The following is a 23,803-nucleotide window of genomic DNA, read 5'->3' as shown; positions in this document are numbered from 1 at the left end:
GGTTGCGGCATCCAGCCCGGAAGGTTCCTACCGGTCTGCAGGGGCGTTCTGCGGACGGGGCGCAGACGACGCGGTGGTGGCGGCCCAGCTGGCGAGCATGCGCAATGCGTCAGCAGACGGGGAGCCGGGCGCGGCCGTATACGTGGACATGCTCAGACCCGGGTCGGCCGGCAGCTCGAACGCCTCGTAGGTGAGTTCGACCTCGCCCACCACCGGATGGTGCAGGCGTTTGACCCCGGTTCGGTGGTAACGCACGTCGTGGGCCGCCCACAGGGTGCGGAACCGCTCAGATCGGGTCGACAGCTCGCCCACGAGCTCGGTGAGCCGCTTGTCGTACGGGTTGCGGCCGGCTTCACCACGCATCGTTGCCACCAGCTCCTGCGTGTTCTTGTCCCAATCGACATAGAAGTCTCGGGCCGCCGGATCGAGGAACGCGAACCGCGCGCTGTTGTGTGCGGGGTGGGCGAACAGCGGCGCATACAGGGCACGGCCAAGCTGGTTGGCGGCGACGTAGTCGAAGTAGTTGTTGCGGATCATCGCCGGCGCATCGGTGATCGCATTGAGCAGACGCAGGATGCTGGGCCGCAGGCCGTCGGCGCGCTTGCGCGCCCTTGTCGCAGTGGGCGACGCGTTCGCGGTGTGGGCGAGGTCGAACAGGTGTGCGGTCTCGGCGTCGTCGAGCTGCAGGGCTCGGGCGAGCGATCCGAGAACGCTGTCGGACGCGCCGGCGAGGTTGCCGCGCTCAAGGCGGGTGTAGTAGTCGACGCTGACTCCGGAGAGCATGGCGACCTCTTCGCGGCGCAGGCCGGGAACGCGCCGGTTGCCGCCATACGCGGGCAGACCCGCCTGGTCGGGCGTAAGGCGGTCCCTGCGCGTGGAGAGGAACTCGCGCACCTCACTGCGGTGGTCCATGACCTTGACGGTACCCGCCCGGTCCGCACTGCGGGAGGGCCTGCCAGTACCGGTCACGGCCGTCACTGGTCGGCGCCACGGGGTGACCCAGACGAGAAGAGCGGCTCAGGAGTGGCGGCCTCCGATCGGGCATGCGGTGTCTGGGTAAGATACGTCACGGGCATCCGCAGGTCGCGGTCGAAAGGCACTGGTAGCGCTGTGATTGTCGTCGAAGTGATCGGTGCCGTCGTGGGTGTCGCCGCGATCGCCTACCTCATCATCGCCATGATCTGGCCGGAGCGTCTCTAGTGGAGTGGCTGTTCGCCGTTGCCGCACTACTGACACTGGCACTCGTGCTCGGCGTGTTCTATCGCCCGCTCGGTGACTACATGGCGTGGGTATATACGACGGCGAAGGACTGGCGGGTCGAGCGGGTGCTGTACCGGCTGGCCGGAGTGGACGCCCGCGTGCAGCAGTCATGGAAGGAATACCTGCGCGCTCTGCTGGCCTTCTCTGCCGTCGGGCTCGTGCTTCTCTTCCTGCTCGAAGTGCTCCAGCCGATGCTGCCGTTCTCGCTGGGGCATCCTCCGCTGAGCCTTGACCTCGCATTCAACACCGCGGCGTCGTTCGTCGCGAACACCAACTGGCAGGCTTACGCCCCGGAACAGACGGTGGGCTTCGCGGTGCAGATGCTCGGCCTGAGTGTGCAGATGTTCGTGTCTGCCGCCGCAGGTATGGCGGTGGCGATCGCGCTTGTCCGCGGCATGGCCAGCCGCAGAACCGGAACCCTCGGCAACTTCTGGGTGGATCTGGTGCGCACCACGTTGCGCATCCTCTTGCCGTTGAGCATCATCGCCGCACTCGTCTTCATCGTCGGCGGCGTGGTTCAGAACTTCTCCGGCTTCACGTCTGTGGCCACGGTCAGTGGCGGCATCCAATCGATCCCCGGCGGCCCGGTCGCGTCCCAAGAGGCGATCAAGATGCTCGGCACCAACGGTGGCGGGTTCTTCAACGCCAATTCAGCCCATCCGTTCGAGAACCCGACGGCGTGGACCAACATCTTCCAGGTGTTCCTGTTGCTGTTGATTCCGTTCGCTCTGCCGCGCACGTTCGCCACGATGGTCGATGACCAGCGCATGGGGTACGTGCTTCTGGCCACGATGTCGATTCTGTTCGTGTCTGTTTTCGTTGCCCTCACTGCATTCGAACTGGCCGGTGCCGGCGCGGCACCCACCCTTGCCGGCGCTGCAATGGAAGGCAAAGAGCAGCGATTCGGCATTCTCGGGTCCACACTCTTCGGGGCTGCCACCACCGGAACGTCGGGCGGCGCGGCCAACTCCCTCCACAGTTCGTATACCGCCCTGGGGGGCATGGTGCTCATGCTCAACATGATGATCGGCGAGGTGTCGCCGGGCGGGGTGGGCGCCGGACTCTACGCGATCCTCGTGCTGATAGTGCTCGCGACCTTCCTGACCGGCCTGCATCTGGGCCGCGCGCCGGTGTTCCTCGGCAAGCGGCTCGGAACGCAGCAGATAAAGATCGTGAGCGTGTTCATTCTGGTGATGCCGGCGTTGGCTCTCGGCGGCGCAACACTGACGCTTGCCATCCCCCCGATCCGCGCTCAAATGCTCGCCGGTCTCGGCCACACGGGGCCGCACGGTGTGTCCGAGATCGTCTATGCGTTCGTCTCTGCCGCGATCAACAACGGTTCCGCCTTCGCGGGACTGGATGCGAACACCCCGTGGCTCAACGTCACGCTCGGCATCATCATCCTGCTGGGCCGCTTCATCCCCATAACGCTGGTCTTGGCGCTGGCTGGAACGTTCGCCGTGCAGGAGCGTGCTCTCACCACCGTCGGTGAGTTGCCCCTGCGGCATCCGCAGTTCGTCGCCTTCCTGATCGCCGTCATCGCCCTCATGGCGTTGCCGATGTTCGTGCCGTATCTGCTCGTGGGCCCGCTCGCCGAGGGGCTGGGCTGATGGTCACGCGCACACCCGAGGAGGGTCTTCAGTCCAGACGGTGCCGTATCGCCGTCGGAATCCTGCTCGATGCACTGCGGCGGATGAACCCCCGGACGCTGTGGACGAACCCGGTGCTGCTGCTCACCTGGTGCGGAGGCGCGCTTGCCACCCTGGTCGCGATCGTCGAGCCGTTCGCGGGGGGCGCGCTCGCGTCTGGAGGAACCACACTGCCACCCGGTTTCTCGTGGTCGATCGCCGTCTGGGTGTGGCTGACCCTGTTCACCGCGAATCTCGCCGAAGCGCTCGCCGAAGGCCGCGGCCGTTCACAGACCGCGGGGCTGCGCTCCACCCAGGCGGCGGTCATGACGCACCGCGTCGTGGGGTACGACGCGAAGAGAGACCCGGCGGCATGGCGCGCTGAGGTCGTCGATGTGAACTCGAACGAGTTGGTACCCGGCGACATCGTCGTGCTGAACGAGGGCGATCCGGTGCCCCTCGACGGCGAAGTCGTGTGGGGCGTCGCATCGGTGGACGAATCGGCGATCACGGGCGACGCAGGACCGGTGATCCGCGCCCTCGGTGGCGACCGGTCCGCTGTCTCCGCCGGCACCAGCGTCGTCTCCGACCGCCTCATCGTTCGCGTCAGGGAACGGCACGGTCAGTCCGCGGTCGACCGGATGATCCGGCTTGCCGAAGGAGCCCGAAGGCAGAAGTCACCGAACGAGCTTGCGCTGAGCGCACTGATAGCTTCGCTCTCACTGTCGTTCATCATCCTGGTCCTCACGCTCAACACGATCGTCTCGCCGGTCGCACCCGCGGTGTCCATCCCCGTCCTGGTGGCGCTGGTGGTGTGCCTCATCCCGACCGAGGTGGCTGCGCTGTTGTCCGTGACCGGAATCGCGGCGATGAGTCGGCTTCTTCAGCGGAATGTGCTCGTCTCTTCCGCGCATTCGCTGGAGACCGCTGCAGACATCACGACAGTGATGCTGGACAAGACGGGGACGATCACGCGCGGAGACAGGCGCGCCACTCGCCTGATCCCCCTACAGGGGTGCGATGACGACGATCTTCTGGTCGCCGCGTTCCTGTCATCGGTCGACGACCCTACGCCCGAGGGTGACTCCATCGTCCGACTGGCGCGTGCCGGTGGCCACCCTGCTGTCGCCGAAGACGTGCCCGACGGAAACCCTGTGCCCTTCAGTGCGCACACCAGAATGTCGGGGCGCGATCTTCGCGACGGTACGCGGGTGCGCAAGGGGGCAGAGTCCGCCGTGCTCGCTTGGCTCAAGCACGGCGGAACCCAGCAGAGACGTGAGGTGGTCGACGACGTACACCGCAAGACCACCGCGATCGCGCAGACGGGCGGTACTCCGTTGCTCGTCGCCGTGCAGCAGCCGAATATGCCCGGGCGCGTGCTCGGCGTCGTGGACCTTCGCGACAGCGTCAAGCCCGAGCTTCCCGCGCGGACGGCACGACTGCGGGCGCTCGGCGTCCGCAGCCTCATGGTCACCGGTGACAATCCGGTCACCGCCGAAATGATCGCCTCCGAAGCCGGCATCGACGACTTCCTGGGCGATGCGACCCCTGCCGACAAGCTCGCGCGAATCACCCGCGAGCAAGAGGCCGGCAACTTCGTGGCGATGAGTGGCGACGGCACGAATGATGCGCCGGCCCTCGCGCAGGCCGACATCGGCGTTGCCATGAACTCCGCAACGGCGGCGGCGAAGGGCGCGGCCAACATGATCGTGCTCGACGACGATCCGAGTCGGCTTGTCGAGATCATTGAGACCGGGCGTCGGCAGATGGCGACCCGCGGCGCCCTGATCACATTCAACATTGCGAACGACGTCGTCAGGTACGCCACGATGTTCCCCGCTCTGTTCGTGGGGACCTTCCCCGGGCTTGCGAAACTGAATGTTCTGGGCATGCACTCGCCGGCATCGGCGATTCTGTCGACGCTGATCTTCAGCGTCGTCGTCATGGGCATCCTGATCCCACTCGCGATGGCAGGCGTTCCCTACCGGATGGCCGACCTCGGCCGCGCACTGACGCGCAATCTGCTTTACTACGGCGTCGGTGGAGTCGTCATCGCCGCAGCAGGTATCAAACTGATCGACCTCGTCGTCGGACTCGTCCCCGGATACTGAACCCGGACTCTCCACGCTCCACGTCACGAAAGGATGCCACGCATGAGCTCCGCTCTCCGCGCAGGTCGCACGCTGCTGGCGGCCGTCGTCATCATGATCGCCCTCACGGTCGTGCTCGGTGTGGTGTACCCGCTCGTGATCACCGGGATCGGGCAGCTTGCCTTTCCTTGGCAGGCGAACGGATCCGTGCTCCACGACAAGCAGGGGGCGGCAGTCGGCTCGGCGCTGCTCGGGCAATCCTTCGTGGATGCCGATGGTGATCCGCTTCCGCGCTACTTCCAGTCGCGCCCGTCGGAGGCCGCCGACGGATACGCGGGCACGAGCTCGGGGGGATCCAACCTTGGTCCGGAGAGCGCGACGCTCATCGCAGAGATCCGGCAGCGCACCACGCAGATCGCGACTTTCAATGGGGTACCGGAATCCGAGGTTCCCGCTGACGCCGTGACGGCATCCGCTTCAGGTCTGGATCCTGACATCAGTCCGGCGTATGCGCAGATCCAGGTCGCCCGTGTCGCCCGTGCCCGCGGCATTCCGGTCGCCGAGGTCGCGGCGCTCGTGCGCAGGTACACGCAAGGTCTGGATGCCGCTCCCCTCGGCGAGGGCACGGTCAATGTCGTGGAACTCAACCTCGCACTCGACGAGCGCTGATTGATGTCTGTCGCCGATGAGATCGAGCGGCTGCGTACTGAACCGGGGGATGGCGAGATAGCGATCGGCGGGGCCACGCTCGCGGCGCAGGCGGTCGAAGCCGATCTCATCGACGAGTATCGGATGACGTTCCACCCGGTGGCCGTCGGCGGCGGCATCCCGTACTTTGCGCAAGGTCGGGACCGCCTCGATCTCGTACACCTCGCGACCCGCACCTTCGCTTCCGGCATCGTGTCGGTGCGCAATGGCGTCGAACAAGAGCGAAGATATCAACGATAGTAGGTGCCACTTCCTCCACAGTCGGGTCAGCGGTGATCCTATCCACAGATTCGCGGAATAGCGGGGAGATTACTGTCTTTTATAGGCGAACATAGGTACTATTGAAGTATGAGAGATCCTCTGGCTGGACTTGAAGACGCCGTCGCGGCGCTGCGACGAGCGTGGGCGGGGGATGCCGTGGGTGTGGCGCCGGCGCAGGAACTCGATCGGCAGACGCTGGTGGCCGTGACCGAGGCACTGGGCGCCGTCGATCGTCGGCTCGGCACGGTGTGCGCACAGGTCGCCGAGGCCATGGATCGCCAGTCCCGGCCCGAGCTGGGCGCTGATTCTCTTGCAAAAGAGCATGGATACCGCAACGCCGGGTCGATGATCGCCGCGACGATGGGCATCGGCTCAGGCGAGGCGAGTCGGCTCGTCGGCGTCGGCAAGGCGATAGCGCCCCGGCTCGCCCTGACCGGCGAGGAGCTTCCGGCCAAGCATGCCCGTGTCGCTGCGGCGATGGAGGAAGGTACGCTCACCCGGTCCGCTGCTGCCCTGATCATCGGGATGCTCGACCGCGTGGCCGTGCGCACCAATCTCGAGGATCGCGATGCGGCCGAGGCCGCACTGACGACGGCGGCGCCGGGTCTCACCTTTGACCAGCTGCGCAAGCTCGTCGCCCAGGCCGAGGCTTATCTGGATCAAGACGGCCGTGCGCCCACTGAGAACGAGCGCCGGGGCGAGCGTTATCTGCGCATGTTCGAGCGCGACGACTTCCTGATCATCGATGCGAAGATCCCCGTGGTGGCAGGGGCGCCGGTGAAGGCGGCGATCCAGGGCTACGTCTCCGCGGCGTTCCGTGAGGCGAAAGACGATGTGATCGCCGGCGACGACGAGCAGATCCGTCCGAGCGTGCCGCAGCTGCAGGCCGATGCCCTCGTGCAACTGGCCGAGCACGCCCTCGGGTGCGCGCAGAAGGGCGTTCCGCTGGGTGGAGTCTCGGTTGTGGTGCGTCTGGACTATGACACGCTCACCGAGGGCACCGGCCTCGCCACCATCGACGGCATCGATAGGCCGATTTCGGCCGCCGCGGCGCGTCATCTGGCAGCCAGTGCCGGAATCATCCCCGCCGTGCTGAACGATAAGAGCGAGATCATGAATTGGGGCCGTGAGAAGCGTCTCTTCACGCTGGCTCAGCGCATCGCGCTCGCCGAACGAGACGGCGGATGCGCCATGTGCAATCTGCCGCCCTGGATGACCAAGGCACATCACCTGAACTGGTGGGTGCACGACCACGGAGAGACGAACCTCGACGAGGGTGTGCTGCTCTGCGAACCCTGTCACCATCGCGTCCACGACAACGGGTGGGAGGTGCGCATCGAGGGGACCGGTCGCAAAGCCCGGGTCTGGTTCATTCCGCCGGCCCGTGTCGACCCGACGCGTACACCCCGGCTGGGCGGTCGCGCGCGCTTCGACTACGCGGCGTGATGGCGGCGCCGTCGCTGCTCGCAGATCTCACCCCCGCGTATGGGGTGGACGACACCGCGGGGTGATGCGGCGGCGGCCGCAGCATCCATAGCCTCCTCAGGACCGACCCGAGGAGGACCTCTATGGCTATTGTGCAAGCGCCCCCGATCCGCGATGCGTCACCGGTGCGCGCGCAGCGCGACACCGCCGTCGACCTGGTGCGCGCGCTGTGCGTGGCCACCGTGGTGGTGCTGCACGCCCTCATGGTCGGGGTCACGATCACGCCCACCGGGCCCGTTTTCGAGAACGCCGCTGAAGGCACCGCGTGGCTCATGCCGCTGACCTGGGTTGCGCAGATCATGCCGGTGTTCTTCGTCGTCGGCGGATTCGCCGGTGCTGTCGCCTACCGCCGGCTTCGTGGCTCCGGCGGCACGGCCGTGGCCTTCGTCTCCGCGCGCATCCATCGCCTTCTCGTACCCGCGGTGGTGTCGATCGGCGCCGTGGGCATCGGTCTCGCTATGCTCACGGTGTTCGGCGTGCCGGGCGAGATAGTGCAGGTCGCCGGGTTCCGCTACAGCCAGCCGCTGTGGTTCCTCGGTGTGTTCCTGCTCTGTCAGGCACTGTTGCCGGCGCTGCTTGCCGCCCACGAGCGCGCAACGCTGCGCAGCATCCTTGTCCTCGTCGGTGCGGCGGTCGCGGTCGATGTCATTCGTGCCGCGACCGGCGCCGCCGCCATCGGCTTTCTCAACCTCGCATTCGTGTGGCTGGCGTTGCAGCAACTCGGCTTCTTCCTCGCTGACGGCCGCATCGACGCCCTGCGCCGCCGCACCCGCACACTCGTGGTGGCGACGTCGATCGCGACTCTGGCGCTGGCCTTCGTCGTGGGGGTCTTCTCGCCCGACCTGCTCGAGAACCTCAATCCCCCCACGGCGGCGCTTCTGCTGGTCGGCGCCGCGCAGACGGCTTTGTTCTCGCTGGTGCGCGAGCCTCTCACACGCTTCAGTCGTCGCCCCCGCGTCGCGACCTTCACCCGATTCGTCACCGCGCGCACGATGACCATCTACCTGTGGCACATGCCGGTGCTGCTGACGATGGCCGGGCTCACCGCGCTCGCTGCGATCAGCTTCGGGATGCCGCTGCCCGAGCCTTCGAGCACCGCGTGGTGGATCACGCGACCACTGTGGATCGGTGTAGCCGCGATCCTGGTCGCCGCGACCGCGTGGTCCCTCGCGGGATTCGAACGACGACGGATGCCGCAGCCCACGACATCGAACCGTCGAGTGTGGCAGGCGGTGCTGCTCGGCCTGGTCGCCGTCGTGCTCCTGCTTGCCGCCGGGACGACGGTCATCACTGCGGCCGTGGCGATTACCCTCATCACGTGTGCGCTCCGGCTCGCGGGCAGAGACCGGCGTGCAGGCGCGTCGGCCGTGGGCCGGTGATCTGCTGCTCGAACTCGCCGTCGCGGCGGCGTGGTGCGCCGTGGGCGCAACGGCCTACTGGGTGCAGACGGTTCGGGGCCGGCGCACGGGGCGCGGAGCCTATGCGGCGTAGCGGGGTCCGGGTTCCATCGGTTCCTGCACACCGGTGGGTCGATGGCCAGTTATACACAGATTGACCCACGGCCCGCCGTAATCACGCGACGAGTGGCCAATATCTTAGGTATGCCCGAGCCGACTGAACCTCCGTCGATCGATGGAGCCTCCCGCATCCACCTACCACTGATCAACGATCGCGAACGAGGTGAAGTCGTGCGTGTCCTCAATCAGATGGAGAAGCAACTTCCCGAGGTGGGAGTCACGGTCACCCCGTTCGTGGCCTCGGAGTGGGTGAACCGTTGTCCGCCGGGTCGAGAGACGTTCTTCCTCGCGGAGATGGTCACCGAGACGTTGCTCGACAGTGAGGTAGACGCGCTCCGTCCCGAATCGATCGTCGAATTCGTGATGCTTGGGGCAACCCCATTGATCATCGAGACCATGGCGCTGCAGATCGCCTTCGGACAGAAAATCGCCGAGCGCGAGTCGAAGAGGATGGCGCGCGGGATGCCCAGTCCTCTTTTCGAGGGCGATGAGCAGCGGCGTCCATCTGTCCATCGCTGTGCACACGCGATGGTCGTCCTGCGTCGGGTGGCCGCCTTCTATCCTGGCAAGTTGGGGGCGGGTGTTCTGTGCGTCATCGCGTGGCTCGCGTGGGCGCGCGGACGGCGTGCTCTCGCGGTCGCCTACCTCGACGAGGCACGGCGGCTCGATCCCGAGTATGTCCTCGCCAGGCGCTTGTCCGGACTCGTGACGACGAAACTTCCCGAGTGGCTTCCAACGGAGATAGAATCATGTTGATTACGTATAAGCAACATGGAGCCAAGATGGCAGCGAAGACCGTCGGCATTGCCGTCTCAGATGACCTCCGCCCGGCGCTCGACGAAGTCGTCGAGCACTTCGGCCACGGCAATCGCAGCGAGTTTCTGCGCATGGCCGTGCGAGATTATCAGGGACGCCTTCGACTCGAGCGGATGAATGAAATCCGTGACCGAGCCCGTGACGAACGCGGCGGCCGTCGCTACTCCACCGACGAGGTGCTGGACCTCATCCGCGATTCTGCGGCATCATGATCGATCCGACGACGGTGGTCGTCTTTGATGTCAACGTCTACCTTGACGACATCCTTGGCGCGGACGGAAGTTGGCCCCTTCTCCCTGACGTCCCTCCGACAACCGACAACCCGGCGGCTGATGCCATATCACTCGCCTTCGGTGGGCGGTTCCGCCTGTTCGCGTCTGCGCACATCCTGCGCAACGTCGCGCGTGTCATGCGCATGGCCGGGCAAAGTGAGCCGATAGTCGAGCAGTTCGTGTCCGCGATCGTGGAGATGTGCGAATTCTCGGGCGGAGGCGTGATCGAACCCGCCGAGCGGGACCACGGTGTCGCGGACTACGAGGACAATGCGATCGTCGCGTTGGCGAAGGACCCATCGGTCGATGCGCTGATCATCGTCACAAGCGACCATGATCTCCTCGATCTCGGTCCGGCGCGCAACGGACGCCTCATCCTGCGTCCGCACGAATTCGTTTTCCGCGTCCTCACTCCTTGAAATGCCTTGCGTCGAGTGACGACCGGATGCGCCTCATCGGCGAACTCGCAACGCCGGTGGCCAGCAGCCTCGGCACGAGTGTTCCCAAACATAGACGAGGCCATGCTCGTCTGCCGTGCGAACCCGGCCGCGCGAGTCCGCGATCTCGAGGCCACACATCGTGAGCCGGCTGGGGCGGTCACCGCTTTCACGCCCGGATGGCCAGCGCAGGATTGCTGCGTGCGGCCGCCGTCGCGGGGTATACCGCAGAGACAATGCCAGAGGCGGCACCGATCCCAATGCCTACGAAAACGATCCTGAGATCAAGGACGGGCGTCCACTGCTGCACGGCGCAGACGGTGACGACGGCCATGAGGCCCAGCGCAGCGCCCGCGACGCCGCCGCCGAGCCCGACCGTGAGACCTTCGACAGTGAACAGCCGCCAGATCGACGCGCGGCTGGCGCCGATCGCGCGTCGTAGTGCAATCTCGGGGCGCCGAGATCGCACAGAAAGGTACATTGCCACAGCTGATGTCAGGCACGCCAACAGCAGAAGCAGCGCCGACACGAGCGCGATGAGGATGCCGAGGTCAGCCGATACGCCGTGCCTGAGTTGCCGCAGGTCGGCCACGGTTTCCACAGTCACGGCCGGTGGGTTACCCGGCGAGATAGCTGGCGGCAACGCGTCGGCGACGGCGGCGGGCATGCCCGGCGCTGTACGCACGATGAGGCGAGCGTCCTCAGGGGCGAGACCAACGGCAGCCTCAGGGGAGAGCAGGATCGTGTTTGACAGGAGCGGTGTGCGCCCCGGGGCTGTGATGAGCCCGACAACATCAACGGGCTGGTCGGCAATCCAGATACGCACCCCCGGTCCTGCATCGGCGACGCCGATTGCGGCTGCGGCGTCCTTCCCGAGGATTGCGACCGCACCGTGCCATGTGTTTGACAGGAGTCGGCCTGCGTTGGTGGGCCAGACGACTGCGTTCTGGATGGCCAGGTACGCGGGCCCCGCGACGAGGATGTCGCCGTCGAACCGTGCGGCCGGCATGGCGCGTAGCAGCCGGGGTCGCGCATCGGCGGTCTGCACACGGGCCGCATATGCTGCACCGATTACACCCTGCAACTCTGTGACCGTGCGGTGCGTCGGTAGTGGTGAGTCTGAATCAAAGTCCTGAAGCTGGATACCGGATGCCGACACCTGTGCGACGACCTCGTCGAGCCCAGCTTGGGTGAGTTGGTCAGAGACCTGCGAGGCAGCGCTCTGGCTGACCCCCATCGCGCATACCAGTCCGCCGACGCCGAGGGAGAAGGCGGCGAGCAGCAGAACGGTGCGCCCGAGGTTGGCAGTATGCGCCGAGATGGCATCGAACGCCTCGGCCAGCAGGCGGCGGCCGAATCGTGCGCAGGTAGACCCGCGCCTCTTCTCTAGCGCGGGTGCTGACGCCGGCGCATCCACCCATGCGGCGGCCGAGTCGGGTTTGGCTCGCGCGGCAGTCCATGTCTCTGCGCGCGAATCCACGCTCGGGTCCGCTGCCACCCGCCCGTCGAGCAACTCGATACACCGGTCGGTGCGGTCGGCGATGGCGCGATCGTGCGTGATGATGACGACAGTCGTGCCTGTGGTATTAAGTGCCCGCAGTTCATCTATGACATGGGCGGAAGACGCCGAGTCGAGCGAGCCGGTCGGTTCGTCGGCGAGCACCAGCGCCGGGTGTGTCGAGATCGCACGGGCGATGGCCACCCGCTGCCGTTCCCCTCCTGACAAGTTCAGCGCAGCCTCGCCCTGTCGGTGGCCCAGGCCGAGCCGGCGCAGTTCCGTTCGGGCCACGCGTCGCCGTTCGCCCATAGTCGCCCCCCGTATTTTCAACGGCAAGGAGACGTTCTCGGCCGCTGTTTCGTCGACCAATGTGTGCGAGTCCTGGAAGATGAATCCGATCTTCTCGTTGCGCACCCGATCACGGTCATTTTCGCCGAGGTCGGTAATGTCGACGCCGTCAAACCGATACGCCCCAGCCGTTGGCGAGTCCAGCAGCCCGAGAATATTCAATAGGGTGCTCTTGCCTGCCCCTGATGGCCCGATGATTCCGACGAACTCACCGCGTCGGATGTTGAACGAGATGTCGCGCAACGAGTGAGTCGTTGATGAGCCGGCGCGGAATGAGCGGCCTATGCCTGCGAGTTCGAGCAGCGGAGGCTCACTCACTGGGACTCCCGGAGACCAAAACCCTGTCACCGAGGTTGAGCCCCCCGGCATCAGTGAGAGAGACCCACCCGTCGGCTTCCGCAGAGGCGACGACTCGGATGGTCTCGTACGCGTTGCCGGAATCCCTTGGGTCGGCCTGCGCTGCCTTGCGCAGCACGAACGTGCCGGAGGCGTCCTGCCGCAGCGAAATGGCGGGAACAGCGATGGACGGCGATGGTGCTTTCGCAGGTCGAATCGTGACGCCTGTTCCGTCGCCCGTCGGGAACCCCCTCGGTAGCATTACGGTGAGCATCTGCCCCGAGATGCCAGTTTTCTCATCGGTCATGAAAGCGCCCACCTTTTGAATACTGGTGGTCTCGGCAACCCCGCCGTTAGCTTCCACACGCACCTTCGTGCCCACGTGGAGGCCTTTTGCGACGTCAGTGGTGGCAAGACCTTGAATGACGGCCGGTGACGTTTGGATGCTGACGAGGGGACGTTCGGCACCCAGCACCGTGCCCACGGGCGGGACCTCCGTTACCAACGCGGGCAGCTTTGGCATCGTGACCACCTCGCGCCAAGCGAACCCGCGCACCCCGTCGTTCACGAACGGTAGGCTGTAGCCGGCGCGCAAGTACAGGGTCTCCAGGGCTTCCAGAGTGCGGGCTCCGAAGAGCCCATCGCGGCCACCCTCGTACACGCCGGCGTCAGCTAACGCCTGTTGCAACCCTCGCACGTCGGCACCGGAGTCGCCGGGAACAAGGTTGCGATAAAGCGGCACGCCAGCAGGCCAAGCGAACACGGGTCGCCCCGAGACCTCTGCAATGAGGGTGCCGGCCGTGATCGTCTGGCCTCGTTTGGCGGCGGATGCCGACACGACGACTTGCTCGGGCGTAGCGTCGCCGTTGGCGGGCGCATTGTCGGGGGTGTCGGCCTTCGTCTGAGGCGTCGAGGAGGCTTCAGTAGAGGCCTCTGTGACGGTCACCGACGCGATACGGGGCGCCACGACGCGACCAATAACAGTGAATCCGTCGTCCACCACGCGTTGCTGTGCAGTCGCGAACACCGGTACGACGTTGTCGATACGCGACAGGGCTGCGTCGTCGGGCGAGTGGACAGCAAGACCTGTGAAGAAGGCGCCAACGACAAGCATGATCGCCACCACGAGCAAAATCACGGCGCGTGACTGATGCCGGATGTGTCGTATAGCGGTTGGCTCGTCACTCGCGTCAGTCGGTGGCGTTGTCATCGACCGGAGATCACATCGTCGAGCTGGGTGAGCACTTTGGCACGCTGCGTCTTGTAAGCGGCGACCTGGGCCTCTGAGGCATCCAGCAGTGCCGATTCATACTGCGCACGGAGAGTGAAGATCTCTTGCACGGCGCCGGTCGACTTCGCACACTTCGCGTCGGCAGTGAACGCCGTGATCTCGGCCTGCTTGCCCTGGCTCGAATACTGCGTTGACGGTCCGCCACTCTCGGGGTCAAGCACGACGCCAGCATCTTCTGCGCAGTCGTGCCAGCGTGTGATCACCTTCTTGCCCGCTGGTGACGTGGTGGCCAGTTGAAAAGCCTGCCACTTGATCGTGGAGATGATGTTCTTGCTCTGCGCGAACTGAATCTGTTCGTCGAGGGCTGTCTTCGCCTTGATTTGGCACGCGCTGTAGGCGTTATTGAAGTCGGGGCCTTTCGAAAGCAGGTTAACCTCGCTCGGCTGCGATTCTGGTGCTGGGGCGGCACCGTACTTGCTTGCATAATCGACACTCCAACGGCCCAGCGTACGGTCTTCATCGCCGACGTAAGGCTGCCAGCTCTGCTCGTCGGCGATGGCCGGGAAGCCCTGCTTCTGCATGCAGGCATCCGTACGGACCGCGATGGCGTGCAGTATCGCCATGACGAAGTCAGGCGCGCCCACATCGAGGTTTGTGGTTGGCAGCGCGGCCACCCCGTGGGCGTAGTCGAGATGTGCCGAAACGGCAGAGTATTTCGTGATGCTCACACGTGCCATGGACGACGGCGATGACATCGGTGCCGACGCCGCACATCCACCCAGTACGGCTATTCCTGCGGCGGCAAAAAACGTGCCGAGGGTGTTGCGGAGGCTGTGGTGTTTCATGTGGGTTCCCTCAGTCGGTGGTGTCAGTCGATGCTGCGGGTGCGATCGCGGACCACGCCCGCTCGCCTGTCTTGGGGGCGAACAGATCATAGCAATTAAGGTGCATCAATTACTACCGCTGGATGCGGGAGACTGAGGAGCTCCCGCGCCGGCCGGCATAATGGGGTTGCCGGGCAGCGTCGCTCCGGCGCATGTGTGAGAGGGGTCTTGGTGGTGACGGAACGCAAGGTGGCTGCACTGAAACAGGAGCGGTCGATCGCCACCCGCGAAGCACTAATCGCCGGCGCGGCACGGGTGTTTGCGCGGCTGTCATACGGTGAATCACGACTGCGGGGCATCGCGGTCGAGTCGGGTGCCAGTGAGGGGTCGATGTACTTCCACTTTGGCACCAAGGCTGAGATGGCACGCGCCGTCCTCGAAGCGCAGCAAGAACGGATGAAGGCCGTCCTCCAGGCTGTTCAGAGCAGCCCCGGCACCACAAGGGAGCGCTTATTCGCACTATTGGATCGTCTAGCGATGCTGATCTCGACCGATGAGATTGTCCAGGGTGGCATCCGGCTCGCAGGCCAGGCGAGTCCGGAAGTGGCCGAGATTGCGAATGCTCCCTACATCGAGTGGGTGCATATCGTGCGCGACATCATCAGCCAGGGAATCGAGGAAGGATCGATTCGCCCCGACATCGATCTCGACCAGGCTGCGGAGTTCGTGAACTCCGCATTCGTGGGTGCGCAAGTCCTCGCCGGACTGGACGACTCTTGGGCTTCTTTTCCCCAGCGCGTGGCGCGGCTCATCCCATGGTTTGACGAGCTCCTCGCACCTCACCGGTGACCAGCTGCTCCCCGGCGCATCACCCGCGCTCGGCGATCTGCTTCACCGTCGCGACGAGCTGATCCCACATCCGCCGCGAGTGTTCGGCGGCCTCTGGCGTGGTGTTGTTGCTCTGACGCAGAGTCAGCACCGTCGTGGCGGGGCCGGTATCGTCCAGAGTCCACGTGAGGGTGTGGTGGTTCTCGGGGACGTCTTCGTCTCCGCTCAACGGACTGAAGTGCGTGAAGACGAGGCGGGCCGGAGCATCGACTTCGAGGATGACACCGTGGTCTTCGAATGGCTTGTCCTTCCACACGCCGCGCCAGCGGATCTGACCGCCGACAGCCCAGCTCGTCTCAAGGTCGGTGCCGAACATGTACTCCTTTACTGCGGCGGGATCCAGAAGCACACGCCACACCTCTTCGCGCGGCGCCTCGATCGTGATGGTCGAGGTTGCGTCATACCCGTCGGCCATGTGCGGCTCACTTCCTCTTGCGGTGTCAGAACAGCGGCGCCGGCAGAGCGCCCTCGAACTCGAGCAGCGCGCGCTTGGTGACCAGGCCCTGGCCCGGTGCGCCACCCGAGTACCCGCCGAGCCCGTCGCTCGCGAGAACACGGTGACAGGGAACGATGATCGGCACCGGATTCGCCCCCATGATGGTCCCGATACCGCGCGCTGGAATGTCGGTGCCGCTGCGCGCGGCAAGGTCACCATAGGTGATCGAGTCGCCGAACTCGACCGTGTCGTGGAGCGTCATCAGCACGGCCCTCGCACCCTCGGACTGTGCGCCGAGGTCGAACGGCACATCGAACCGGTGACGCTCGCCAGCGAAGTACGCCTCGAGCTGCGCCAGAGCGTCGGCGACGAGAGCGTCGACATCTTGCTCGCGCGCGTCGCGCACCCACTCGACGCGCGTGATCGCGCCGCCCTCGCCGGTGACGCCGAGCGTGCCCACCGGTGTGGAGAGCATTCCGAACGACATGACGCGATTCTAGGGGTCGGCTCTGACACTCTCAGCGCCGGGTCGCCGCCGCAATGATCGCCGTCGAGGGGAGGGTCAGGATGCCGCCGCCCGACAGCTCTTCGAACACCCGCCGCATCGCGGCCCGGCCGGCCTCGTCCTGCGTGCGAAAGGTGGCGCCCACCGTGGCGATGCCCGCCTCGACACCGCGCCAGAGGTCATCGGCGGCGATCACGAAGTCCCACGAGATCTCGGCGGCTGTGGCATCCACGAGCCCCGTCTCGGTCAGCAGATCGTGCAGTCCGTCGCGCGTTCTTGCGAAGTCGTCGGCGGGTAGCAGACGCTGACCGGGCGGAGGCGTCGCGCCGGCGCGGACGTAGGCATAGGCATGGGCAGTGCCCGTCCAGTCATCCATCGCCACCAGCCTGGTCGATGGGCGCGGTGACGCGCCACTCGGGAATGGATCGCACCGATAAGTGGTTGTACATGCAACTAAGCTTTGTGCACGGAGGAATCATGATCGAGACACGAGAAGTCACCACCGCCGACGGCATCCTCAACCCGTTCACCGGGATGGATGCCGTCACCCTGCGCGTCGGCGATCTCGAGCTGATGTCGTCGTACTACGCGAACGCGCTCGCGCTCGCGCCCATCGAGGAGCGCACGCGCGGACGTGAAGTGCACCGCGTGCTCGGCCGCGGTCAGGTGCCGATGGTGCGGCTGATCGCGACCCCTGATCTGCCCGGCGTCGACCCGCGGCAGGCAGGGCTGTTCCACACCGCGTTCCTCTTCGACGACGCGGCCACGCTGGCCGCCACGGTGCTGCGTGCCGCGCAGGATGAGCGCAGCCGCTTCACCGGATCGAGCGACCACCTGGTCAGCGAGGCCTTCTACTTCACCGATCCAGAGGGCAACGGCGTCGAGCTGTACACCGACCGCGACCGCTCGCAATGGCAGTACGACGCGAACGGCGAGGTGCGCATGTCGACGCTGTACCTTGACCCGAACGCCTACCTCAACGAGCACCTGACCGAGCCCGCGTTCGCCGGCGTCGGCGAGGCGCCCGGCACGGTCGGGCACGTGCACCTGCAGGTCGGTGACATTCCGTCCGCGCGCGCCTTCTATGTCGATGCGCTCGGATTCCAGGCGACCGTCGGCAGCTACCCGGGCGCGCTGTTCGCGTCGGCAGGCGGCTACCACCACCACATCGCCATGAACACCTGGAACAGCGCCGGCGCGGGCCCTCGCGCCGCGAGCCTGGGGCTGGGGGATGTCGCAATCACGGTTCCCGCTCGTGACGACCTCGATGCGCTCGCCGCGCGCCTGAAGCATCGCCGACTGCCGTTCGCCGACGACGGCCGATCGATCGTCGTCGCCGACCCGTGGGGCACGCAGGTGACGCTCGCACTGCCGGCTGTGGAGGCCGACGAGTTGCTCGGTCGCTGACGGCGATCAGTCCCGTCGCCGCAGCGCGAGCACCGGGATGATGCGCGTCGTCTTCTGCTGGTACGCGGTGAACCCCGGGCTGCGCGTGGTGAACCGTGCCCATGCCTCGTCGCGCGCGGCATCCTTCAGCTGCGTCGCGTGTACAGCCACCTCGCCCTCACCGGGTGCCTCGATCGTCACATCGGGGTGCGCGAGCAGGTTGTGGTACCAGCCGGGGTTGTCGGGCGCGCCCGCTTTCGACGCGGCGATGAGCCAGGTGTCGTCGTCGACGCGAATACCCATCACCGGCGTGACGCGCGCGGTTCCGCTCTTCGCACCCGTGTGATGCAGCAGCACGAGCGAGCGGCCGAAGGGGGCGGATGTCACGGTCCCGTCGTTCGCGCGGAACTCGTCGATGATGCGCTGGGTCCAGTCGTCTGCCATGTTTCTCCTCTGTGATGTGTCTTCTCAGTCGTCGGCCGCGCGCTGCGCGGCGGCGAATCCCGTGCGTTTGTGCGGGTCGAGCCGCTCGACGATCGGCTCGAGTGCGCTGGCGATAGCGCGCAGCTGCGCGGGCTCGAGACGGTCGATCACCAGTTCGCGAACGAGGGCGAGGTGCCCGGGCAGGGCGCGCACGAGCGCGCGCCTGCCGGCGGTGGTCAGGTGCACGTGCACGACCCGTCCGTCGGCATTCCCGCCGACCCGCTCGACGAGGCCCCGGTCGGCGAGCTTGCCGACGACGCGCGAGAGCCGGGGCATGGTCGCGTTGACGGCGGCGGCGAGGTCTTTCGTGCGCAACGACGAGCCCTTCGTCTGCCGCAGGGTGCTGAGCACGATGAACTCGAAGTGCGTCATTCCCGCCTCGGCCTGCAGCTGCGCGTCGAGCGCGGCCGGCAGCAGCTCGGTGGTCCACACGAGCGACAACCATGCTCGGGACTCGAGGTCGTCCATGCGGGGCACCTGGTACGCCATGGCTCCCGAGTCTATGCCGCGGGAATAGATGTACGTGCAACTTCGTTTCCCTAGGTAGTTGCATCTACAACTGATTTGAAGGTGACGGACAATGGCAAGCATCTCGGTCATCGGAACAGGGAACATGGGCTCGGCGATCGCCGGCATCGCGGCCAAGGGGGGAGCCGGCGTGCAGATCGTCGCGCGCGATATCGCCAAGGCACAGCAGCTGGCCGAGCAGGTCGGCGGCACGGCGGCCACGTTCGGTGAAGCGCTCTCGGGCGATGTCGTCGTGCTCGCGCTGCCGTATGCGGCGCTCGCCGATGTGATCACCACGTACGGGTCGCTGCTGGACGGCAAGGTCGTGGTGGATGTCACGAACCCGGTGGACTTCGCCACGTTCGACGGCCTGACCGTACCTGCCGACTCGTCGGCCGCCGCCGAACTGCAGGCGGCTCTGCCGGGCGCGAAGGTCGTCAAGGCGTTCAACACCAACTTCGCCGCGACACTCGCCACGGGCGAGGTGGGCGGTGTGCCTACGACCATCGTGGTCGCCGGCGATGACGACGCAGCGAAGGCTCAGCTGACCGAGATCGTGTCGGCGGGCGGCGTGGCCGTTGCCGACGCCGGGGCGCTGAAGCGCGCGCGTGAGCTCGAGGCGCTCGGCTTCCTGCAGATGGTGCTCGCGGTGCGCGAGCAGGTGCCGTGGACCGGCGGGTTCGCGGTGCGCGCCCGACGCGCCCGTGTGTGACGAGACGCGGCGCGGGCCACCGCGTCTCGTGGGTGCGAAGATCGCTGTGTGAGCAGCATCCACCTGCATGGAACCCTGCGCTGTCGTGACACCGACGAGGCGGCCGTGGTCGCCTCGCGTCTGCCTGCGCATCTGAAGCTGACACGCGAAGAACCCGGATGTCTGGAATTCGAGGTGCTTGCCACGGATGACCCGCTCGTGTGGTCGGTCGAGGAGAGATTCGCGGATGCCGCAGCTTTCCGTTCGCATCAGCAGCGCGTCGCCGCCTCGGCCTGGGGCCGGGCGACGGCCGGCATCGAGCGGCTCTACGACATCGAGGGGTTGTAAGCACCCCTCATCGGTTCCTCCACAGGCAGCGACTTATCCACAGATGTGCGGGATGGCCCCATGGCGGCGAGCGAAGGCACAACCATGGCTGCATGACCGAGATCCCGATGCCGTACCCGCTGACCGATGAGCCCCGCATCCACCTCGCCGACGCGAGTGAGGCCGACCGCGCCGACGCCGCCGCTTCGCTCGAACAGCTGCTCACCGGCCAAGCCGATGCCCCGCCACACGGCGAGGCGATGGCTCTCATGGTCGCGCTCACCGAGTCGCTGCTCGACGACGACGAGCCGATCACGCCGGCGCTCGCCGCCCGGGTCGCGTTCATGGCCGCGATGCCGAGCATCCCCGAGACGATGGCCGTGCAGATAGCGTTCGGCCGCCACGTCGCAGAGGAAGCACTGCTCAAGACCGCGCGCCTCGTCGATCGCGCTGGCCGGCGTGAAATGACCGTCGACGACTACGTCTGGGCGCAGCACGCAGCCGGGCAGATCCCACGTGACACGATAGTGCGGATGCTGCACGGCGAGGTGCGACGCAAGCCGCTTGCTGATCGGGTCGGTTGCGGAATCGCCCTTCTGCGCCGCACCGCCGCGCTCGTGCCCGAGCCGTATCGGCCCTCGCTGCTGTGTACTCTGGCGTGGCTGATGTGGGCGCGGGGGCAGCGGCCGCTGGCGTTGCTGTACATCGACGAGGCTGCGCAGATCGAGCCCGAGCATCTGCTCGCTTACGGCTTGTCGATGATTATGTCGTCGCGCCTCCCTGCCTGGGTGGGTCGGTGAGCGCCGCGGCCGCGCCCACAACTGGTACGCTTTTAAGTACCACTTGCGAGGAGGCGCACATGGCTGCAATCACGGTGACGGACGCCCGCAAACGCCTGTTCAGCCTCATCCAGCAGGTCAACGATGACTGCGATGTGGTCGAGATCGTGTCGAAGCACGGCAATGCGGTGCTCATGTCGAAGGACGAGTACGATTCCATCGCCGAGACCGCGTATCTGTTGAGCAATCCCGTCGATGCGAAGCGGCTGCTCGAAGCGACCGAGCGCGCACGGCGGGGTGAGTACGAGCATCACGACCTCATTGAGCCGTGATGCGTGAACTCACCTTCGATCCTCACGGATGGGCGGACTATGTCGCCTGGCAGAGGGAAGATCGGAAGACGCTAAAGCGGATCAACGCCCTGATCGCCGATGTTCTTCGCGACCCCTTCACCGGACTTGGCAAGCCGGAGCCGTTGAGACATGTCCTTGTCGGCGCATGGTCACGGCGTATCGACGGAAAGAACCGGCTTGTGTACTACGTCGACGACAAGCGGATCATCGTCCTGAAGTGCCGCGATCACTACTGACTCGTCTGGGCCCGCGTGCACTGTATCCCGCGCACGCGATAACCTCGCCCTCATGAGCCACGCGTGCGGGATCGTCAGCGGCGGCATCCCGACTGTGCAGCCGGGCCAATCGCTCGCGGCGACGGGCTGAACCGTGGGCCTGGGCGCGTGGTACCGCTCGACGGGGGCGGATCTGCCCTTCCAGAGCCCGCTGCCCGCGCACCCGGGCGTGGCGATGGAGGGGTACTTCTGGCGGGTCACGGATGCCGCTTCCGGACGAGTCCTCATCGCCCTGAACGGCGTCAACCGCGGCCCGCGCGGATCGTGGGCCACGCTCGGGGTCGCCGCGCACCCGGGCGGGTTCCTGCAGGTGGCCGCCCATCCCGAAGCCACGGCCGACCCCCGCCGGATCGGAGCACGCGCCGGCGGCGCCTTCGCCGGCGACGACAGCGGCCTGCACGTCGATCTCGGCCCCGATGCCCGACTGGATGTCGAGATCACCGATCCCGTGCTCTGGCCGCACCGCGCGTTCGGCGGGTCGAGCATCTTTCAGACGGTGCCGGCGCTCAACCAGTACTGGCACCCGTGGCTGCTGGGCGGCCGCGCCGACGGCACCGCGACGCTCGGCGGCCAGACGTGGCAGCTGCGCGGTGCGCAGATCTATGCCGAGAAGAACTGGGGGCGCGAGGGCTTTCCCGACGCGTGGTGGTGGGGGCAGGCGCAGGGCTTCGCCGAACCCGACGCGTGCGTGGCCTTTGCCGGCGGGCAGGTGCACGCGGGCCCCTTCCGCACCGAGGTGACCGACCTGGTCGTCCGCCTTCCAGGGGGACGCGTCGTGCGGCTGGGCAATCCCGGTGTCAGCCCGGTGCACGCCGAGGTGACCGATGAGAGCTGGATGCTGCGCGGCCGCGGGTATGGATGGACGATCGAGGTCGACGCCACGGCGCCGCGCGCGGCATCCCACATCCTGCCCGTGCCGCTGCCCTCGCAAGAGCGCAACACGGCGGGAGCGCTCGAGCACCTCGCCGGATCGCTCGAGGTCACCGTGCGCCGTCGCGGCCGTCTCGTGTGGTCGGGGCGCTCTGCGCTGGCCGGGCTCGAGCACGGCGGGCCGGAGCGTGCGGCCGCCGAACTCGCGCGCCGCGGCGCCGAACCGGGGGCTACCCATGCGCCGCCGGTGTCTGCTTGACTTTCGGCATGGACCTCACCGGACCCATCGACGTGCACGGCACCCTGCTGCACAGCACCGCGGTCACCGATGATTTCGCGTGCTGGGCCGCGGATCTTCCCGGCGGCGGCACGGTCAGCATCCTCGTCGAACCGGCGGGACCCGCCACGAACGAAGCGATCGAGACCGCGGCGGGCGTCATCGCCGATTTCGCGGCGCTCGCGGAAGCGGCATCCGCGTATCTCGTGACCGCGCTCGCCGATCCGTCGTGGGGACTGGATGCGGCGGAGCGCGCGGGTCTGAGACCGGAAGTGTTCGACGTGCCCGAGGCGGTCGTCTGGGAGGACGGCACCTGGATGCTGCGCTTCGCCGAATGCGATCTCGCGATGGGTGCCGGCTACGGCATCGGCGTGAACTTCGTGGGCACGCAGCCGGTCGGCGTCGAAGACCTCTCCGGCGCCGACGAGGCCTGAGTCAGGCCTGGCCCGCGACGATCTCGCAGTCCGAACCCGGAGACAGCACGGCCTCATGCCCGTCGTCATAGCGGACCGTGAGCAGCTGCTCGCCGTCGTGCTCGCGAACCTCGATGACATCGCCGGAGCGATCGGCCGTGTCGACGGTCCTGCCGTGGACGCGGATGCGATCGCCGATGTGTGCGCGCATGTTGATCACCTCGATTCCACGGTAAGACGACTCGGCCCCGGCGTACAGGGGCGATTCGGTGGCGGGCGCCCGGCGCCGCGCGCCGCGGCGTCCGGCTCGCGCTGCGGCATCCGACGGCCGTGCCACGGCATCCCGCCCGCGCCGGGGCGTCCGGTTCGTCTCGCAGGATGGAATGGCGATCCCGGGCGTGTCGCTCGGCGTGTCGGGGCTTTTGGCGCGGGTCGTCCTGCGAGCTGAACGCCCGATGTCGATGCCGATGCCGATGCCGGTGCCGATGCCGGTGCCGATGCCAGCCGCCGGGCGCCGCCCGCGCTGCGGCATTCGCCCGCCGTGGCGCCCGGTGTTCGTGTCGCAGGATGGAATGGCGATCCCGGGCGTGTCGCCCGGTGTGTCGGGGCCGCTGGCGCGGGTCGTCCTGCGGGCTGAACGCTTGGGGGCCGCTGTCGGTGCCGGGCGCCGTCCGTGCCAGGCGCCGCTCGCGCTGGGGCATCCGGCCCGCGCCGTGGTATTCGGCCCGGGCCGCGGCATCCCGCCCGTGCTGCGGCATCCCGCCCCGCGCCGCTGCATCCGCCCCGCGGCATCCGCCCGCGCTGCTGCGTCCGGTGTTCGGCTCGCAGGATGGAATGGCGATCCCGGGCGTGTCGCCCGGCGTGTCGGGGCTTTGGGCGCGGGTCGTCCTGCGAGCTGAACG

General features: G+C 66.8%; 30 protein-coding genes. 20 read left to right on the top strand and 10 right to left on the bottom strand.

Annotated features, from left to right (window positions below; all coding sequences use genetic code 11):
• Nucleotides 1–27: 27 nt before the first annotated feature.
• Nucleotides 28–912 carry a helix-turn-helix transcriptional regulator gene (locus tag ET475_RS06330; protein ID WP_129387396.1) on the bottom strand — a complete coding sequence of 295 codons (885 nt, stop codon included), beginning with the start codon at nt 910–912 and terminating at the stop codon, nt 28–30.
• A 198-nt stretch (nt 913–1,110) separates the two neighbouring features.
• Here ET475_RS06330 and ET475_RS17810 point away from each other — a divergent pair, with 198 nt between their 5' ends.
• The 10 genes from ET475_RS17810 to ET475_RS06280 all read left to right on the top strand — a co-directional run bounded on the left by ET475_RS17810 (nt 1,111) and on the right by ET475_RS06280 (nt 10,456).
• The gene (locus ET475_RS17810) at nt 1,111–1,200 is read left to right on the top strand and encodes a potassium-transporting ATPase subunit F (RefSeq protein WP_165310788.1); all 90 of its coding nucleotides are present in this window, start codon (nt 1,111–1,113) and stop codon (nt 1,198–1,200) included.
• Nucleotides 1,200–2,870: a potassium-transporting ATPase subunit KdpA gene (gene kdpA, locus ET475_RS06320; RefSeq protein WP_129387393.1), complete on the top strand. Its 1,671-nt coding sequence runs from the start codon at nt 1,200–1,202 to the stop codon at nt 2,868–2,870. Before ET475_RS17810 ends, kdpA begins: the two co-directional genes overlap by 1 nt.
• Nucleotides 2,870–4,999 carry a potassium-transporting ATPase subunit KdpB gene (kdpB, locus tag ET475_RS06315; protein WP_129387390.1) on the top strand — a complete coding sequence of 710 codons (2,130 nt, stop codon included), beginning with the start codon at nt 2,870–2,872 and terminating at the stop codon, nt 4,997–4,999. The genes kdpA and kdpB overlap by 1 nt, the downstream gene beginning before the upstream one ends.
• A gap of 42 nt (nt 5,000–5,041) precedes the next feature.
• Nucleotides 5,042–5,647, top strand: coding sequence for a potassium-transporting ATPase subunit KdpC (kdpC, locus tag ET475_RS06310; protein ID WP_129387387.1), 606 nt, complete (start codon nt 5,042–5,044; stop codon nt 5,645–5,647).
• A 3-nt stretch (nt 5,648–5,650) separates the two neighbouring features.
• A complete protein-coding gene (locus ET475_RS06305) occupies nt 5,651–5,926 on the top strand; it encodes a dihydrofolate reductase family protein (RefSeq protein WP_129387381.1) in 276 nt (91 codons plus the stop codon).
• A 108-nt stretch (nt 5,927–6,034) separates the two neighbouring features.
• Nucleotides 6,035–7,393 carry an HNH endonuclease signature motif containing protein gene (locus ET475_RS06300; protein WP_129387373.1) on the top strand — a complete coding sequence of 453 codons (1,359 nt, stop codon included), beginning with the start codon at nt 6,035–6,037 and terminating at the stop codon, nt 7,391–7,393.
• A 122-nt stretch (nt 7,394–7,515) separates the two neighbouring features.
• Nucleotides 7,516–8,811 (top strand): acyltransferase family protein, encoded by a 1,296-nt coding sequence (locus tag ET475_RS06295; RefSeq protein WP_129387363.1) that lies wholly within the window; start codon nt 7,516–7,518, stop codon nt 8,809–8,811.
• A gap of 309 nt (nt 8,812–9,120) precedes the next feature.
• Nucleotides 9,121–9,705, top strand: a complete 585-nt coding sequence (locus ET475_RS06290; protein ID WP_165310786.1) for a DUF4192 family protein — start codon at nt 9,121–9,123, stop codon at nt 9,703–9,705.
• A 26-nt stretch (nt 9,706–9,731) separates the two neighbouring features.
• On the top strand, nt 9,732–9,977 hold the full coding sequence (locus ET475_RS06285) for a ribbon-helix-helix domain-containing protein (protein ID WP_129387356.1): 246 nt from the start codon (nt 9,732–9,734) through the stop codon (nt 9,975–9,977).
• Nucleotides 9,974–10,456, top strand: coding sequence for a PIN domain-containing protein (locus tag ET475_RS06280; protein WP_129387353.1), 483 nt, complete (start codon nt 9,974–9,976; stop codon nt 10,454–10,456). The genes ET475_RS06285 and ET475_RS06280 overlap by 4 nt, the downstream gene beginning before the upstream one ends.
• Before the next feature lie 187 nt (nt 10,457–10,643).
• Here the strand turns inward: ET475_RS06280 and ET475_RS06275 are convergent, their stop codons facing one another.
• The 3 genes from ET475_RS06275 to ET475_RS06265 form a co-directional block, all read right to left on the bottom strand.
• Nucleotides 10,644–12,563 (bottom strand): ABC transporter ATP-binding protein/permease, encoded by a 1,920-nt coding sequence (locus ET475_RS06275; protein WP_165310785.1) that lies wholly within the window; start codon nt 12,561–12,563, stop codon nt 10,644–10,646.
• Between the two features lie 67 nt (nt 12,564–12,630).
• Complete coding sequence (locus ET475_RS06270; RefSeq protein ID WP_129387347.1) at nt 12,631–13,794, bottom strand: peptidoglycan-binding domain-containing protein; 1,164 nt, start codon at nt 13,792–13,794, stop codon at nt 12,631–12,633.
• A gap of 68 nt (nt 13,795–13,862) precedes the next feature.
• On the bottom strand, nt 13,863–14,732 hold the full coding sequence (locus ET475_RS06265) for a hypothetical protein (protein WP_129387344.1): 870 nt from the start codon (nt 14,730–14,732) through the stop codon (nt 13,863–13,865).
• A 213-nt stretch (nt 14,733–14,945) separates the two neighbouring features.
• On the opposite strand from ET475_RS06265, the gene ET475_RS06260 reads away from it, so the two are divergent.
• On the top strand, nt 14,946–15,560 hold the full coding sequence (locus tag ET475_RS06260; RefSeq protein WP_165310784.1) for a TetR/AcrR family transcriptional regulator: 615 nt from the start codon (nt 14,946–14,948) through the stop codon (nt 15,558–15,560).
• Nucleotides 15,561–15,579: 19 nt separating this feature from the next.
• Here ET475_RS06260 and ET475_RS06255 read toward each other — a convergent pair whose 3' ends face one another.
• From ET475_RS06255 to ET475_RS06245, 3 genes are read right to left on the bottom strand one after another with little or no spacing between them, the layout of a single operon-like run.
• A complete protein-coding gene (locus ET475_RS06255) occupies nt 15,580–16,014 on the bottom strand; it encodes an SRPBCC family protein (protein WP_129387338.1) in 435 nt (144 codons plus the stop codon).
• A gap of 25 nt (nt 16,015–16,039) precedes the next feature.
• Complete coding sequence (locus ET475_RS06250; RefSeq protein WP_129387334.1) at nt 16,040–16,522, bottom strand: methylated-DNA--[protein]-cysteine S-methyltransferase; 483 nt, start codon at nt 16,520–16,522, stop codon at nt 16,040–16,042.
• A 31-nt stretch (nt 16,523–16,553) separates the two neighbouring features.
• The gene (locus ET475_RS06245; protein WP_129387331.1) at nt 16,554–16,916 is read right to left on the bottom strand and encodes a hypothetical protein; all 363 of its coding nucleotides are present in this window, start codon (nt 16,914–16,916) and stop codon (nt 16,554–16,556) included.
• 101 nt (nt 16,917–17,017) lie between these two features.
• Between ET475_RS06245 and ET475_RS06240 the strand changes: the two genes are divergently transcribed.
• Nucleotides 17,018–17,947 (top strand): VOC family protein, encoded by a 930-nt coding sequence (locus ET475_RS06240; RefSeq protein ID WP_129387328.1) that lies wholly within the window; start codon nt 17,018–17,020, stop codon nt 17,945–17,947.
• A 6-nt stretch (nt 17,948–17,953) separates the two neighbouring features.
• Here ET475_RS06240 and ET475_RS06235 read toward each other — a convergent pair whose 3' ends face one another.
• Together ET475_RS06235 and ET475_RS06230 are read right to left on the bottom strand one after the other, a co-directional pair.
• Nucleotides 17,954–18,370: a nitroreductase/quinone reductase family protein gene (locus ET475_RS06235; protein ID WP_129387325.1), complete on the bottom strand. Its 417-nt coding sequence runs from the start codon at nt 18,368–18,370 to the stop codon at nt 17,954–17,956.
• Between the two features lie 24 nt (nt 18,371–18,394).
• On the bottom strand, nt 18,395–18,898 hold the full coding sequence (locus ET475_RS06230; RefSeq protein ID WP_165310783.1) for a MarR family winged helix-turn-helix transcriptional regulator: 504 nt from the start codon (nt 18,896–18,898) through the stop codon (nt 18,395–18,397).
• A gap of 91 nt (nt 18,899–18,989) precedes the next feature.
• Between ET475_RS06230 and ET475_RS06225 the strand changes: the two genes are divergently transcribed.
• The 7 genes from ET475_RS06225 (at nt 18,990) to ET475_RS06195 (ending at nt 22,922) form a co-directional block, all read left to right on the top strand.
• Nucleotides 18,990–19,628: an NADPH-dependent F420 reductase gene (locus tag ET475_RS06225; protein WP_129387317.1), complete on the top strand. Its 639-nt coding sequence runs from the start codon at nt 18,990–18,992 to the stop codon at nt 19,626–19,628.
• A 48-nt stretch (nt 19,629–19,676) separates the two neighbouring features.
• Nucleotides 19,677–19,955 (top strand): putative quinol monooxygenase, encoded by a 279-nt coding sequence (locus ET475_RS06220; protein WP_129387314.1) that lies wholly within the window; start codon nt 19,677–19,679, stop codon nt 19,953–19,955.
• Between the two features lie 92 nt (nt 19,956–20,047).
• Nucleotides 20,048–20,734: a DUF4192 family protein gene (locus ET475_RS06215; protein ID WP_129387311.1), complete on the top strand. Its 687-nt coding sequence runs from the start codon at nt 20,048–20,050 to the stop codon at nt 20,732–20,734.
• Nucleotides 20,735–20,793: 59 nt separating this feature from the next.
• Nucleotides 20,794–21,045: a type II toxin-antitoxin system Phd/YefM family antitoxin gene (locus tag ET475_RS06210; RefSeq protein WP_129387308.1), complete on the top strand. Its 252-nt coding sequence runs from the start codon at nt 20,794–20,796 to the stop codon at nt 21,043–21,045.
• Nucleotides 21,045–21,302, top strand: coding sequence for a Txe/YoeB family addiction module toxin (locus ET475_RS06205; protein WP_129393733.1), 258 nt, complete (start codon nt 21,045–21,047; stop codon nt 21,300–21,302). The genes ET475_RS06210 and ET475_RS06205 overlap by 1 nt, the downstream gene beginning before the upstream one ends.
• 133 nt (nt 21,303–21,435) lie before the next feature.
• The gene (locus ET475_RS06200) at nt 21,436–22,470 is read left to right on the top strand and encodes a tocopherol cyclase family protein (RefSeq protein WP_242497788.1); all 1,035 of its coding nucleotides are present in this window, start codon (nt 21,436–21,438) and stop codon (nt 22,468–22,470) included.
• Between the two features lie 8 nt (nt 22,471–22,478).
• Nucleotides 22,479–22,922, top strand: a complete 444-nt coding sequence (locus ET475_RS06195; protein WP_129387305.1) for a hypothetical protein — start codon at nt 22,479–22,481, stop codon at nt 22,920–22,922.
• Nucleotide 22,923: 1 nt separating this feature from the next.
• Here ET475_RS06195 and ET475_RS06190 read toward each other — a convergent pair whose 3' ends face one another.
• Nucleotides 22,924–23,112 carry a DUF1918 domain-containing protein gene (locus tag ET475_RS06190; protein WP_129387302.1) on the bottom strand — a complete coding sequence of 63 codons (189 nt, stop codon included), beginning with the start codon at nt 23,110–23,112 and terminating at the stop codon, nt 22,924–22,926.
• Between the two features lie 172 nt (nt 23,113–23,284).
• Here ET475_RS06190 and ET475_RS06185 point away from each other — a divergent pair, with 172 nt between their 5' ends.
• Complete coding sequence (locus ET475_RS06185) at nt 23,285–23,800, top strand: hypothetical protein (RefSeq protein WP_129387299.1); 516 nt, start codon at nt 23,285–23,287, stop codon at nt 23,798–23,800.
• Nucleotides 23,801–23,803 lie beyond the last annotated feature (3 nt).

This window comes from Microbacterium protaetiae (assembly GCF_004135285.1).
GTDB classification, from domain to species: Bacteria; Actinomycetota; Actinomycetes; order Actinomycetales; family Microbacteriaceae; genus Microbacterium; species Microbacterium protaetiae.
Note: the sequence above shows the minus strand (reverse complement) of the source record. Positions and strands in the feature narration are given on the sequence as shown.

What these genes read in the sequence shown, in the direction of transcription:
- ET475_RS06330 (WP_129387396.1), bottom strand. Translation starts at nt 912, where the DNA reads ATGGACCACCGCAGTGAGGTGCGCGAGTTCCTCTCCACGCGCAGGGAC.
- kdpB (WP_129387390.1), top strand. Translation starts at nt 2,870, where the DNA reads ATGGTCACGCGCACACCCGAGGAGGGTCTTCAGTCCAGACGGTGCCGT.
- kdpC (WP_129387387.1), top strand. Translation starts at nt 5,042, where the DNA reads ATGAGCTCCGCTCTCCGCGCAGGTCGCACGCTGCTGGCGGCCGTCGTC.
- ET475_RS06305 (WP_129387381.1), top strand. Translation starts at nt 5,651, where the DNA reads ATGTCTGTCGCCGATGAGATCGAGCGGCTGCGTACTGAACCGGGGGAT.
- ET475_RS06300 (WP_129387373.1), top strand. Translation starts at nt 6,035, where the DNA reads ATGAGAGATCCTCTGGCTGGACTTGAAGACGCCGTCGCGGCGCTGCGA.
- ET475_RS06295 (WP_129387363.1), top strand. Translation starts at nt 7,516, where the DNA reads ATGGCTATTGTGCAAGCGCCCCCGATCCGCGATGCGTCACCGGTGCGC.
- ET475_RS06285 (WP_129387356.1), top strand. Translation starts at nt 9,732, where the DNA reads ATGGCAGCGAAGACCGTCGGCATTGCCGTCTCAGATGACCTCCGCCCG.
- ET475_RS06280 (WP_129387353.1), top strand. Translation starts at nt 9,974, where the DNA reads ATGATCGATCCGACGACGGTGGTCGTCTTTGATGTCAACGTCTACCTT.
- ET475_RS06265 (WP_129387344.1), bottom strand. Translation starts at nt 14,732, where the DNA reads ATGAAACACCACAGCCTCCGCAACACCCTCGGCACGTTTTTTGCCGCC.
- ET475_RS06255 (WP_129387338.1), bottom strand. Translation starts at nt 16,014, where the DNA reads ATGGCCGACGGGTATGACGCAACCTCGACCATCACGATCGAGGCGCCG.
- ET475_RS06250 (WP_129387334.1), bottom strand. Translation starts at nt 16,522, where the DNA reads ATGTCGTTCGGAATGCTCTCCACACCGGTGGGCACGCTCGGCGTCACC.
- ET475_RS06245 (WP_129387331.1), bottom strand. Translation starts at nt 16,916, where the DNA reads ATGGATGACTGGACGGGCACTGCCCATGCCTATGCCTACGTCCGCGCC.
- ET475_RS06240 (WP_129387328.1), top strand. Translation starts at nt 17,018, where the DNA reads ATGATCGAGACACGAGAAGTCACCACCGCCGACGGCATCCTCAACCCG.
- ET475_RS06235 (WP_129387325.1), bottom strand. Translation starts at nt 18,370, where the DNA reads ATGGCAGACGACTGGACCCAGCGCATCATCGACGAGTTCCGCGCGAAC.
- ET475_RS06230 (WP_165310783.1), bottom strand. Translation starts at nt 18,898, where the DNA reads ATGGCGTACCAGGTGCCCCGCATGGACGACCTCGAGTCCCGAGCATGG.
- ET475_RS06225 (WP_129387317.1), top strand. Translation starts at nt 18,990, where the DNA reads ATGGCAAGCATCTCGGTCATCGGAACAGGGAACATGGGCTCGGCGATC.
- ET475_RS06215 (WP_129387311.1), top strand. Translation starts at nt 20,048, where the DNA reads ATGACCGAGATCCCGATGCCGTACCCGCTGACCGATGAGCCCCGCATC.
- ET475_RS06210 (WP_129387308.1), top strand. Translation starts at nt 20,794, where the DNA reads ATGGCTGCAATCACGGTGACGGACGCCCGCAAACGCCTGTTCAGCCTC.
- ET475_RS06205 (WP_129393733.1), top strand. Translation starts at nt 21,045, where the DNA reads ATGCGTGAACTCACCTTCGATCCTCACGGATGGGCGGACTATGTCGCC.
- ET475_RS06195 (WP_129387305.1), top strand. Translation starts at nt 22,479, where the DNA reads ATGGACCTCACCGGACCCATCGACGTGCACGGCACCCTGCTGCACAGC.
- ET475_RS06190 (WP_129387302.1), bottom strand. Translation starts at nt 23,112, where the DNA reads ATGCGCGCACACATCGGCGATCGCATCCGCGTCCACGGCAGGACCGTC.
- ET475_RS06185 (WP_129387299.1), top strand. Translation starts at nt 23,285, where the DNA reads ATGGCGATCCCGGGCGTGTCGCTCGGCGTGTCGGGGCTTTTGGCGCGG.